The following is a 12173-nucleotide window of genomic DNA, read 5'->3' on the forward strand; positions in this document are numbered from 1 at the left end:
ATGACCGGCGAGCACGCCTTCATCCACGCGCTGCGCGCCATCGCCACCGACCCCGCCGCACGGCGGCTGGCGGACGATGCCGCCGTGCTCCAGATCGGTGGCGAGGCGCTGGTATTGACGATGGATACCGTCGTCGAAGGCGTTCATTACTTGCCCGGCGATCCGCCTGCAGACGTCGCCTGGAAACTGGTGGCGGTGAACGTCTCCGACCTCTCCGCCAAGGGCGCGACGCCGGTAGGGTGCCTCTATTCGCACGCGCTCGGCAATGCCGACTGGGACGCCGCGTTCCTCGCCGGACTGGACGATGCCTGCCGCCGGTTCGCCATTCCGCTGCTGGGCGGGGACACCGTGCGCATGCCCGAAGGCGCGCCCCGCAGCTTTTCCCTCACCGCGCTAGGCACCGGGCGACAGCATTGCCCCGTGCCCTCGCGTAGCGCCGCGAAACCCGGGGACCGGCTCTGGGTGAGCGGGACCATCGGTGACGCCGGACCAGGCCTCGCGGCCGCACTGGGTCGGCTTGAAGGCCCGGAAACCACCATCGCGGCACTTCTCGCACGCTATCGACGCCCCTCGCCCGAGCCGCGCCTCGGCGTGGCACTTGTACCACTGGTCCATGCGATGATGGATGTCTCTGACGGGTTGCTCGTCGATGCCTTGCGCATGGCTGAGGCGAGCGGTGTCGGCATTGCACTGGACGCTGGCGCCGTGCCCCTTTCCCCCGCACTGGTCGCCATTGCCGGTGAGACGGTAGAAGCGCGAATGGCCGCAATGACAGCCGGGGACGACTACGAACTGCTGTTTACCGCACCACTGGAGCATACCGCGCGCATTCTGGAAACAGCCAGCGCGCTGGACCGGCAGGTCACGCCGATAGGCTCGGTAGAGGATGGCTCAGGCTTGTCCCTGTCGATTGACGGCAGGCAGCTGTCACTGCCAGACCGCCTCGGTTACCAGCACTAGGCCGTAAGCGACTCTCTTCGAGATTGCCGGTGGTACGGTGTCATCCCCGCTTGCCACCCATTCGGCTTGTCTATAGCCCTAGTCGTCGCGAGCGGGAAAACCCGCCGCTACAACATATTGGGAAGGGGACGTCTTCGTGGATCTAGTCACGATTTCAATAGTCCTGGCACTTCTTGCCATCATTTATGGCATCATCACCAGTCGCCAGGTGCTCAGTTCTCCCGCAGGCTCCGAAAAGATGCAGGAGATTGCCGCCGCCATTCAGGAGGGGGCGCAAGCCTACCTGAAGAGGCAGTATTCCACCATCGCCGTGGTCGGCGTGATCGTCGCGGTCATCCTCGCCTTCACGCTCGGGGCCGTTTCGGCCACCGGTTTCGTGATCGGCGCGATCCTGTCAGGCCTGGCCGGGTTTATCGGGATGAACATCTCGGTACGCGCGAACGTCCGTACCGCCGCAGCGGCGCAGAAAGGACTGCAGGACGGTCTGACGCTGGCTTTCCGAGCGGGTGCCATCACCGGCATGCTGGTGGCCGGCCTCGCGCTGCTCGCGATCGCGGTATTCTACTGGTATCTCACCGGTCCGGCCGCACATACCGTGGGCGGAGAGGACCGCACCGTGGTCGAGGCGCTGACCGCCCTCGCCTTCGGCGCCTCGCTGATCTCGATCTTTGCGCGCCTGGGCGGAGGCATCTTCACCAAGGCGGCAGACGTCGGCGCAGATCTCGTCGGCAAGGTGGAAGCCGGCATTCCCGAGGACGATCCCCGCAACCCCGCCGTGATCGCCGACAACGTCGGCGACAATGTCGGCGACTGCGCCGGCATGGCTGCCGACCTGTTCGAAACTTATGTCGTCACGGTCGGCGCGACGATGGTGCTGACCGCACTGCTGCTCAAAGGCACAGACAGCCTCGCCACGATGATGGCGCTGCCGCTGCTCATTGGCGGCGTCTGCATCGTCACCTCGATCATAGGCACATACTTCGTGCGTCTCGGCGGTTCGAAGAACATCATGGGAGCCATGTACAAGGGTTTCCTGGTGACAGCAGTGCTTTCGATCCCGGCGATCTGGTGGGCCGTGTCCCATGCCCTCGGCGACATGGAGACCGTCATTCCGGGCGGCGACTTCAACGGGCGCACACTGTTCTACTGCGCGCTCGTCGGTCTTGCCATCACGGGGCTCATCATCTGGATCACCGAATACTATACCGGGACCAATTACCGTCCGGTCCGCTCGATCGCCAAGGCCTCCGTCACCGGCCACGGGACGAACGTGATCCAGGGCCTCGCGATCAGCCTCGAGGCGACGGCGCTCCCGACCCTCGTGATCGTCGCAGGTATCATCATCGCCCACCAGTTGGCCGGATTGCTGGGGATCGCCTATGCGGCCACTGCGATGCTGGCGCTGGCCGGCATGGTCGTGGCGCTGGACGCCTATGGTCCGGTGACGGACAACGCCGGAGGCATCGCCGAGATGGCCGGCCTCGACGACGCCGTGCGTGAAAAGACCGACGCGCTCGACGCCGTCGGCAATACCACCAAGGCCGTCACCAAGGGCTATGCCATCGGCTCGGCTGGCCTTGCCGCGTTGGTATTGTTCGCCGCGTATACTACCGATTTGCGCGAGTTCTTCCCGCTGCTTGAAGTTAACTTCAGCCTGGAGAACCCCTACGTCATCGTCGGGCTGCTGCTCGGCGCGCTGCTGCCCTACCTTTTCGCGGCGATGGGCATGACGGCGGTGGGCCGCGCGGCGGGCGACGTGGTGGTCGATGTGCGCGAGCAGTTCCGCGAGAAACCGGGGATCATGACTTACGCCGAAAAACCCGACTATGCGCGGACTGTCGATCTTGTCACCAAAGCGGCGATCAAGGAGATGATAATCCCCTCGCTGCTGCCGGTATTGGCGCCGATTGTGGTCTATTATGCGATCAGCTGGGTCGCGGGGCCGGAGAATGGCTTCGCGGCGCTTGGGGCTCTGTTGCTGGGCGTGATCGTCGGCGGGCTTTTCGTGGCGCTCTCGATGACTTCGGGCGGCGGCGCTTGGGACAACGCCAAGAAGTTCATCGAAGACGGCAACCACGGTGGCAAGGGGTCGGAGGCCCACAAGGCCGCGGTCACCGGCGACACCGTGGGCGATCCCTATAAAGACACCGCCGGCCCTGCGGTGAACCCGATGATCAAGATCACCAACATCGTCGCGCTGCTGCTGCTCGCGGCGATGGCGAAGGGCTGATCACGGCGGCACCGCGCCCGCGATACAGGCGCGGTGCCGTTAGCGTTTCCTTGATTTCTCGCCACTAGTTCAGGCCTTGAACACGCAACGTTCCGGCAACAGGATTCGCTCTGCAAGTGGCTGGCGAGGCATACCGCAAAGAGGCTCCACCGGTGCTCGAAGCCGAGCCTGCACCCGTGCGCCCGTCTTCTAGCAACCTTTCTGCTCTGCCCTGGCGCGCGCTGGAAAGCGAGGTCGAAGCCTGGGATGGCCTTGCCCTCGACGCGAGCGAGCCCAATCCCTTTTTCGAAAGCTGGTATCTTCTGCCTTCCTTGCGCCACTTACCGAATACCGATGACGTGACGATTCTGCGCTTCGAACAGGACGGCCGCCTCGCCGGCCTGCTGCCGATCGCTCATCCCCGGCGCTACTACCGCTGGCCGATGCCGCATTTGTCGAGTTGGCTCCACGCAAATTGCTTCTGCGGCGTGCCGTTGGTTGCGAAGGGTGCCGAAGTACCTTTCTGGCAGGCCGTACTGCGATGGGCCGACGCACGGCCGGGCGCAGCGCTGTTCTTGCATTTGCGCGGCATGGTACCGGGCGGGCCGCTTTACGCCGCGCTGGAGGCCGTGGCGGCACAGGGTTCGCGACAGTTGGAGATCGTCCACCGCGAGGCACGTGCCATGCTTGCGTCGGACCTATCGTCGGACGCTTATCTGGAAAGTGCACTTTCCGGCAAGAAGCGCAAGGAATTGCGCCGTCAGGCCAACCGTCTCGGAGAGGAGGGCGCCCTCGCCTTCGAGCACCGCACCGATGCGCGCGACGTGGCACAGTGGAGTACGGACTTCCTTACTCTGGAGGCTGCGGGCTGGAAGGGACAGGGCGGTTCCGCGCTGGCAAGCTCCGAACGGACTGAGCGGATGTTCCGCGAAAGCCTCGAAGGCGCCGCCCTGCGCGGAAGGCTGGAGAGGCTATCGCTGACGCTCGACGGTCGCCCCGTCGCAATGCTGGCGACGTTCCTGACCGCGCCAGGCGCCTATTCGTACAAGACCGCATTCGACGAGACGTATGCGCGCTTCTCTCCGGGCGTGCTGCTCCAACGCGAGAACCTAGCCATGCTGGACCGCCCGGAGATCGTCTGGACCGACAGTTGCGCCAGCGCCGACCATCCGATGATCGACCACCTCTGGCGCGAGCGCCGAGGTATCGGGCGGCTCTCCATCGCCATCGGTGGAAAGCTGCGCCGTGCCGTCTTCCGACAGTTCGTGCGCGCAGAAACCGCGCGCCATCCCGCCGGACAGGAAGCATGAACGCCCCAACTATCCTCCAAACAGGTCCGGTGTTCCCGGATGCCGCGCGCGACGCCTTCGCATCGCACTATCCCGAAGTGCCGCACAAGCTGACTCATGCCCTCGGTGCGCATCCGCTGATGGAACTGGAGGCACTGGCGCGGCTGGCGGAGGGGCTTCCGGCAGCCTCGGTCGAATACAATGCCAGCGACCAGCCCATCGGCGTCGAAGGCAAGCCCGCGCCGACCGGCATCCCCATCGGGGAAACGATCCGCCAGATTGAGACGACCCGCTCTTGGGCGGTGCTCAAGAACGTCGAGCAGGACCCGGCCTATGCCGCTCTTCTCTCCGAACTGCTGGCGGAAATCCGCCCGGCCATCGAATCGCGCACCGGGCGCATGCTCAAGACGCAGGCCTTCGTCTTCGTGACCAGCGCTGGGGGCGTGACGCCCTATCACTTCGATCCAGAGCACAACATCCTGATGCAGGTGCGCGGCTCGAAAGTCATGACGCAGTTCTCGGCCGGCGATCCGACCTTCGCGCCGGACGAAGTCCACGAGACCTATCACACCGGCGGCGGCCGCGAACTGAAGTGGCGTGAAGAGCTGCTCTCCGGGGGTCGCGAATTCCCGCTTGGGCCGGGAGAAGCGCTCTACGTGCCGGTGATGGCACCGCATTTCGTCCGCAACGGGCCGGAGCCGTCCGTTTCGCTGTCGATCACCTGGCGTTCGGAGTGGAGCTTTGCCGAAGCCGACGCACGGGCCTTCAACGGCCTGTTGCGCCGCTGCGGGCTCAAGCCGAAGCCGCCAGGACGCTGGCCGGATCGCAACCGCATCAAGGCGACGGGCTGGCGCATCGCGCGCGAGCTGGGCCTGTAAATAGTCCGCCCTCCATTCGTCGGTGGATGCGGATCGGTTCAGGCGATCACAGTTCTCAGCATCGCCGGTTTATTATTGCAGATAAGTCGCATTAAAGGGATTATCGAAAGGATCGCCCGATGACCCGCGATTTTGCAAAAACTTTCAGCTTCCTCGCCCTGCACCTGATGGTGGGCTTCATAGTCGCTTATCTCGTCACCGGATCGATCACTATGGCGGGTGGGATCGCCCTGATCGAACCTCTGGTGAATGCCGTCGTGTTCTTTTTCCACGAACGCGCATGGCAGGGCGGCGCGTCGTTCAGCAACCTTCTGACGCACCACCACGCCGCGGGCTGATGCAGGATCAGGAACGCCGGGTCGTTTCCTTACGCAAGTCATGGATGCGGCCGCCGCGATGCTCAATCACCGGGCTGAAGTTTTCCGGCTCGTTGACGAGATCGTCGAACAGCGCGCGGTAGTGGATCATCGCCCGGCGCAGTTCCTCGGTGCCTGCCTCGCCGCGGGCATGGCTGGCGGCGATGTGATGGCCGGTGCGATAATGCGCGACGACCTCGCCGTGATCCACCGACAAGTCTTCGTAGCGCTGGTCGAAGTCCGCCACCGGATAGCCACGCGCCGTCATGACGTCGGCAAGCAGCACGTCGGCGCGCTGGACGGCACCCGCCGGGTCATCGACGAACTGGGCCTGAACTTCCAGCCATGCGCGCACGAACGCTTCCCGCCGGGCGGGCTCCAACGGGCGAATGTCGAAGGCGGCGACGCGCTGCTCGCGCTCATGGAGCACGGTCTCGGCCTCATACATGCTGCCGGACTGGTCGATAGTGCGATCGTATTCGTCGCCAAATCGATCACGCAACCGCGCTGTATGGCGACTGCGCATGACTGTCACAACAACGCCGACCAGAACGGTCAGCGCGATCAGGCCGACGGCTATGGCGAGCGGACTAAGTGTAACCACGTTGCATCTCCCGTTTCCCGCCTCCGTCCTACGGAAACTTCAACCGGGGAGATGATCGTCAGTTGCGCGGCCCGCCGCAGGTGTCGCGCCGCTCAGCCGTTCGGATGGTAGAAGTCGTAGATCGTCTGCGCCACCGCCACGCTGACACCCGGCGCGCGGCGCAAATCTTCGAGGCTCGCCGCGCGCACCTTGCCGGCCGTGCCGAAGTGCAGCAGCAGCGCGCGCTTGCGGGCCGGGCCGATGCCGGGAATCTCATCGAGCGGGCTGGCGGTGATCGCCCGGCTGCGCTTGGCGCGGTGGGCGCCGATGACGAAGCGGTGGACCTCGTCACGCAGGCGCTGGAGGTGGAACAGCACGGGTGAGTTCACCGGCAGCATCTTCTCCCGCCCGTCGGGGAAATGGAACACCTCGCGCCCCTCGCGCCCGTGATGCGGCCCCTTGGCGATGGCGATGAGGTTGACGTCCTCGATGCCGAGTTCCTCCAGCGCGTCCTTCACCGCGTTCATCTGGCCCTTGCCGCCGTCGATCAGGACGAGGTCAGGCCAGGTGCCGCCGGTGCGCTCGGGGTCTTCCTCCTGCACGCGGCCGAAGCGACGGGTCATGACCTCGCGCATCATCGCGTAATCGTCGTCGGTCTGCGCGGACTTGATGTTGAACTTGCGGTACTGGCTGGTCTGGAAGCCCTCCGGCCCCGCCACCACCATCGCGCCCAGCGCCTTGGTGCCCGAGATATGGCTGTTGTCGTAGACTTCCACGCGCTGCGGCAGGTCGGGCAGCTCGAGGAAGTCAGCCATCTCGCGCCAGACTTTCGCCTGCGTGCCGCGCTCAGCCTGGCGGCGGTCGAGCGCTTCCACCGCGTTGCGCGTGGCCTGCATCATCAGGTTGCGGCGGTTGCCGCGCTGGGGGACGGAGATTTCCACCTTGCCGCCCGCGCTCTCGCGCAGGGCTTCGGCGATGAGGTCCGCCTCGGGCAGTTCGCGATCGACGAGGATGCAGCGCGCGGGCGGCACTTCCTCGTAGAACTGCGCGAGGAACGCCTGCATCACCTCTTCCTCGCTCAGCCCTTCGGTATGGGTGGGGAAGAAGGCGCGGTGGCCCCAGTTCTGGCCGCCGCGGATGAAGAAGGCCTGCACGCCGACCTGCCCGCCCTTGCTGGCCATCGCGAAGATGTCGGCATTGTCGAGACCTTCCGCGTTGATCGCCTGGCTGCCCTGGATGAAAGTCGCCGCGCGCAGGCGGTCGCGCAGCATCGCCGCACGCTCGAAGTCGAGGTCGGCGGCGGCTTCTGCCATCTGCGCCTCGATCTTGCGCTGGACCGCGTTGGACTTGCCACCGAGGAAGTCCTTCGCCTCCTGCACCAGTTCCTTGTAGCCCGCCTCGTCGATGCGATCGACGCAGGGCGCCGAGCAGCGCTTGATCTGGTAAAGCAGGCAAGGCCGGTCGCGCCGGGCGAAGAAGCTGTCGGTGCAGCTGCGCAGCAGGAACAGCTTCTGCAGCGCGTTGATCGTGGTGTTGACCGATCCGGCGCTGGCGAAGGGGCCGTAGTAATTGCCCTTCATCCGCCGCGCGCCGCGATGCTTCATGATGCGCGGGAATTCGTGATCGGTGCGCAGCAGGATGAACGGGAACGACTTGTCGTCGCGCAGCAGCACGTTGTACGCGGGCCGGAAGCGCTTGATGAGCTGCGCTTCGAGCAGCAGCGCCTCGGCTTCCGAATTGGTCGTCACGATCGTCATCGAGCGGGTCTGGCTGACCATGCGCTGCAGGCGGCCGGGCAGACGCTCCCACTGGGTATAGTTGGCGACGCGGTTCCTCAGCACCCGCGCCTTGCCGACATAGAGCACATCGCCGCGCGCGTCCTGCATGCGGTAGACGCCGGGCTTGGCGGGTAGCGTGCGGACGGTGTCGCGGATCACCTCGACGCCGGCCTGCAGGTCGGGCTGGTCGGAGCCGCGCACGGTGTAGGTCGCCCGCTCCTCGTTGAAGCGTTCGAGATGGTTGGGCTGCTCAGGAGTGCCGGCTGGTGTTCTCGCCATGTTCGTGCAGATAGGGAAGGTTCGCGCGAAGGGGAAGTGCCCGAACGCGCCCACCCCCAGCCTCTCCCGCAGGCGGGAGGGGGACCGCTCATTTCTCCCTTCCCGCATGCGGGAGGGGCTGGGGGTGGACCTTGCCTGTCCTCAGAACATCTTGCGGAAGTCGATCCCCAGCACGCGCCCCTGCGGCTCGCGGTAAGCACGCTGGTAGGCGATCGGCGTCGCGCCGTTCTGGTCGGTGACCTTCTGGCGCGAATCGAGCAGGTTGTCGGCCCGGAGCGACAGGCGCGAGCCCTTGAGGAACGGCATCTTCGCCACCAGCGCCTCGTTGCGGCCGAGATCGGCAAAGATCCGCAGCGATACGTCGAAGGTGCTGCCGAACCGCAAGTCCTGGCTCCCCGGCGCGCCAGAGCCATCGACCCGCGCGGCGGCATTCCACTCGGCCTTCAAACGCAAGCCATAGCCGTTCTTGAACAGGCCGCCCTCCGCCTCAATCGTGTGGCGCGGGGTGCCGCCCGCCGTGGTGGAATCGCCATTGAGCTGATCGAGCACCGGCACGCCCGGAGCGATCAGGATCGTGTCGGTGAAGCGCCAGGTGTGATAAACCGAGAGGTTCCAGCGACTGCCACCCCGTCCACCCGGCGGGCCGAAGCCGCCGCCCGGAGGGCCACCCGGTCCACCGCCCGGTCCGCGCCCGCCAGATTCAGCACGCGTCCCACCGGCGCCCCGCTCGCCTGCATTGGAAGCCATCGGCGGTTGCCCCCCGAAAGCACCCGGGGGCGGGAACATCGGTTGCTCGCCCTGCGCGCGGGTCGTGCCGGGGGCCGGCGTCGGCGCATTGCAGAAACGCTCGCGCAGTTCGGCGAGCTTGGCCGGATCGACCTTGCCGTCGGCGCCCATGATGCGCTCGCGCATGCGGTCGGGCAGGCTCGCCACGTCCGGTGGGCCACTGCCGCCCGCGCAGAGCGCGGTACGGATGCGTTCGAAACGCTCGGGGTCCATCGGACCTCGGCCGCCGCCTTCGCCGGGAGTGGCACCCTGCCCTTCGGCCGAACAGGCACGCTGCTTGAACTCGGCCAGCTTGGCCGGGTCGATCTTGCCGTCCGCACCGGAGAGACGATTGCGCAATCCTTCGGGCAGGCCCGCCGGATCGGGATCGCCTGCGCCGGGCGCGCAGAGCTTTTCGCGGATCGCGGCGAAGCGCGATGGATCGAAGTTCGGACGCCCCGCCTCACCAGTCGCCTGCCCGCCATTCAACACCTGACCGCCCGCCATCGGCCCATTCGGACCGGTGACCGACTGCGTCGGCGCAGCGCTCATCGGCGCGGGCTGGCCTGCCGGCGTACCGCCGCCAGCCGATGACGAACCGCCAAGGCTGCCCGAAATGTTGAAGCCCCAGCGCATCGAGGAAGTCTTCACTTCGTCGAAAGTCACCGCGCGCCGGTCGATGCGGGTCAGGTTGCCGTCCGCGTCGCGCGTCACGCGGTCCGGGAAGGCGTCCTCGATCGCCGAGGTCAGCAGCGGGAACGACTGGGTGACGTTGCTCGACCGGTTCCGGAAGTATTCGACGATCAGGTTTGAGCGCTGGAAGAACGGCAACTTCCACTGCGCCGAGATCTTCCAGTCGCGCTGGGTTTCCTTCTTCAGGTCCGGATTGCCGCCGGTCACCGTGGTGACGAGCGCGGTGCGCGAATTCGTGAAGTCGTAGACCGCGACGTTGTATGTCTCGACCATCGGCGCGGCCAGCTGGGTCAGCTTGGGCGCGGCCTGATCGACGATATAGCTCGCCTGCAGCATCAGCGTTTCGGTCGGCGCCCATGTGACGCCCGCGCTCCAGTCCGTCAGCGTTCCGAAGTCCGACAGGTGGTCCAGTCCGCCGCTGAAATTCAGCGTGATGTCGCCCACCGCGCCAAGGAAATCCTCTCCCTTGCTGGTGAGCGGCAACGCCAGATTGACGCCGCCCAGCAGATCGCCGCGCCGGAGCGTCACGTTGCCCACGGTGGTGCGGGTGTCCTCGCTCATCGAGCGGTCGTAATCGTACCCACCCTTGACCGTCAGGTTGGCCTCGCCCGCAGGCATGCGGAAGGGCTTGCCCGACAGGGTGACGAGGTTGGACAGCGTCAGTTGGCGCGTGGTCGCGACGTCCACGCCTGCGCCCGGCACATTGGGCAGCGCTCCGGTGATGGAAAGCGCGCCGGATGCGACTTCGGCCTGCAGGTCGCCGTACTGCGTCTCGGTGCGACGGCGATCGACGCGGGTATTCGTGTCGGTATACGTCGCATTGGCGGTGGCGCTGACCTGCCATTCGCCGAGCATCGTGCTGTAGCCGAGCCCGCCCTCGAACGTATCGGTGATCGAGCGGTTTCGCAGCGGATCGGCCAGCGTGCGGCGCAGCGTCTGGCCGTCATAGGTCAGCGGAACCGTGTCGAGGCCCGAAAGCGAGAGCGTGTTCGAGCGGGTATATCCGCCGGTCGCGGTGATCGCCCCGGCCAGGCCCTTCTCGCCCAGCCCCTGCGTCATCGTGCCTTCCAGCGTCAGTTCGTGGTCCTGCGCGGCGAGGCTGCGATAGCGCGCCGGATCGGGATCGCCCGCGACTTGGGAAACGCGCGATTCGTCCTGCGTGATGCCGCGCTCGGCCTCGGTCAGCATGCTGGTGTTGTCGAGCTTGCCGTTGACGTTGAAGCGGCGCGGCCCGGCGATCTTGAACAGGCCGCCTTCCAGCTCGTAATTGTCGTAGCCGCCGCGCGTCGGGCGATTGTATTCGCCCGAAGTCGTCACCGCCGAGAACTGGTCCTTGAGGATGATGTTCACGACGCGCTGGTTGGCCGAATAGCCGAAGCGCAGCGCCACTTCCTCGGGCAGCACCTCGACCCGGCGGATCGCCTCGGGCGGGATGCCGCGCATCTCGCGGAAGCTGGAGATGCGCTGGCCGTTGAGCAGCATGACCGGCGAGCCGCCGCGCCCGCGGCCGCTGCCGGTCTGCGGGCTGATCGCATCCAGCAGTTCCTCGATCGAGGCGACGCCATAGGACGCGATGTCGTTCTCGTCGAAGACCGCAATGGGCTGCTGGGGCACGTCGATCGAGCCAATCACGCGCGGCGCGGTGACGAGAATCTCGTTGCCATGGACTTCCAGCGGGTTGTCGGGATCGGTGTCGTCATCCTTGATGACCGGCACGCTGGGTGCGTCAGCCGCCGCTTCCGCCGCGAACGCAGGCATCGGCATGGCGAGGCTCGCCACGAGGCTGATCAGAGGTAAGGAACGCAAGTGCAGTCTCCGCCAAGGTGCATCTGTGAAATAGTGATGTGTTCCTTCCCCTCCCGCGCTATTGCCTTGGCCTCTTGCGGACCACAAGCTGGGGCGCGGTATCATTTTGTCGCAATCGTCTTGCGCGAACATGAACCGGCGGCCCTTGCTGCTGTACGCATCGTCGCGAAGTCGTTGCGGGCCATGGCGCGATGCGCAAATGGCGACAAAGCAGTCACACGAACGGCAAAAATGCCGCCAAGGCTTCCATTTTCGCGGAGTCGTGGCTATGTCGCGCGCCGATGACACACCAGAACAATGGAAACTGATCGCCAATGGCGAAAGAAGAACTCCTCGAAATGCGCGGCCGCGTGGTCGAACTTCTCCCCAACGCGATGTTCCGCGTCGAGCTGGAGAACGGCCACGAAATCCTCGGCCACACCGCAGGCAAGATGCGCAAGAACCGCATTCGCGTGCTGGTCGGCGACGAAGTGCTCTGCGAGCTGACCCCCTACGATCTCACCAAGGGTCGCATCACCTACCGCTTCATGCCGGGCCGTGGCGGCCCTGGCCAGTTCGGGTCCTGACCTGACTGCGG

The 12173-nt window shown here is 65.8% G+C and carries 9 protein-coding genes; 6 read left to right on the plus strand and 3 right to left on the minus strand.

What is annotated here, in order from left to right; genetic code table 11:
• From thiL to PKE80_RS16600, 5 genes are all read left to right on the plus strand, one after another.
• Positions 1-960, plus strand: coding sequence for a thiamine-phosphate kinase (gene thiL, locus PKE80_RS16580; RefSeq protein ID WP_271183442.1), 960 nt, complete (start codon positions 1-3; stop codon positions 958-960).
• Positions 961-1096: 136 nt separating this feature from the next.
• On the plus strand, positions 1097-3190 hold the full coding sequence (locus PKE80_RS16585) for a sodium-translocating pyrophosphatase (RefSeq protein WP_271183443.1): 2094 nt from the start codon (positions 1097-1099) through the stop codon (positions 3188-3190).
• Between the two features lie 152 nt (positions 3191-3342).
• Entirely contained in the window at positions 3343-4479 is a 1137-nt protein-coding gene (locus PKE80_RS16590) for a GNAT family N-acetyltransferase (RefSeq protein ID WP_370424144.1), read from the plus strand.
• The gene (locus PKE80_RS16595; protein WP_271183445.1) at positions 4476-5336 is read left to right on the plus strand and encodes a cupin domain-containing protein; all 861 of its coding nucleotides are present in this window, start codon (positions 4476-4478) and stop codon (positions 5334-5336) included. Before PKE80_RS16590 ends, PKE80_RS16595 begins: the two co-directional genes overlap by 4 nt.
• A gap of 119 nt (positions 5337-5455) precedes the next feature.
• A complete protein-coding gene (locus PKE80_RS16600) occupies positions 5456-5674 on the plus strand; it encodes a DUF2061 domain-containing protein (RefSeq protein ID WP_271183446.1) in 219 nt (72 codons plus the stop codon).
• 7 nt (positions 5675-5681) lie between these two features.
• Here PKE80_RS16600 and PKE80_RS16605 read toward each other — a convergent pair whose 3' ends face one another.
• The 3 genes from PKE80_RS16605 to PKE80_RS16615 all read right to left on the minus strand — a co-directional run bounded on the left by PKE80_RS16605 (position 5682) and on the right by PKE80_RS16615 (position 11596).
• Complete coding sequence (locus tag PKE80_RS16605; RefSeq protein ID WP_271183447.1) at positions 5682-6296, minus strand: hypothetical protein; 615 nt, start codon at positions 6294-6296, stop codon at positions 5682-5684.
• Positions 6297-6388: 92 nt separating this feature from the next.
• Complete coding sequence (gene uvrC / locus PKE80_RS16610; protein ID WP_271183448.1) at positions 6389-8332, minus strand: excinuclease ABC subunit UvrC; 1944 nt, start codon at positions 8330-8332, stop codon at positions 6389-6391.
• 141 nt (positions 8333-8473) lie between these two features.
• The gene (locus PKE80_RS16615; protein WP_271183449.1) at positions 8474-11596 is read right to left on the minus strand and encodes a TonB-dependent receptor plug domain-containing protein; all 3123 of its coding nucleotides are present in this window, start codon (positions 11594-11596) and stop codon (positions 8474-8476) included.
• Positions 11597-11910: 314 nt separating this feature from the next.
• Here PKE80_RS16615 and infA point away from each other — a divergent pair, with 314 nt between their 5' ends.
• Entirely contained in the window at positions 11911-12162 is a 252-nt protein-coding gene (gene infA, locus PKE80_RS16620) for a translation initiation factor IF-1 (RefSeq protein ID WP_008832182.1), read from the plus strand.
• Positions 12163-12173 lie beyond the last annotated feature (11 nt).

It is taken from the genome of Novosphingobium resinovorum (genome assembly GCF_027922145.1).
GTDB classification, from domain to species: Bacteria; Pseudomonadota; Alphaproteobacteria; order Sphingomonadales; family Sphingomonadaceae; genus Novosphingobium; species Novosphingobium resinovorum.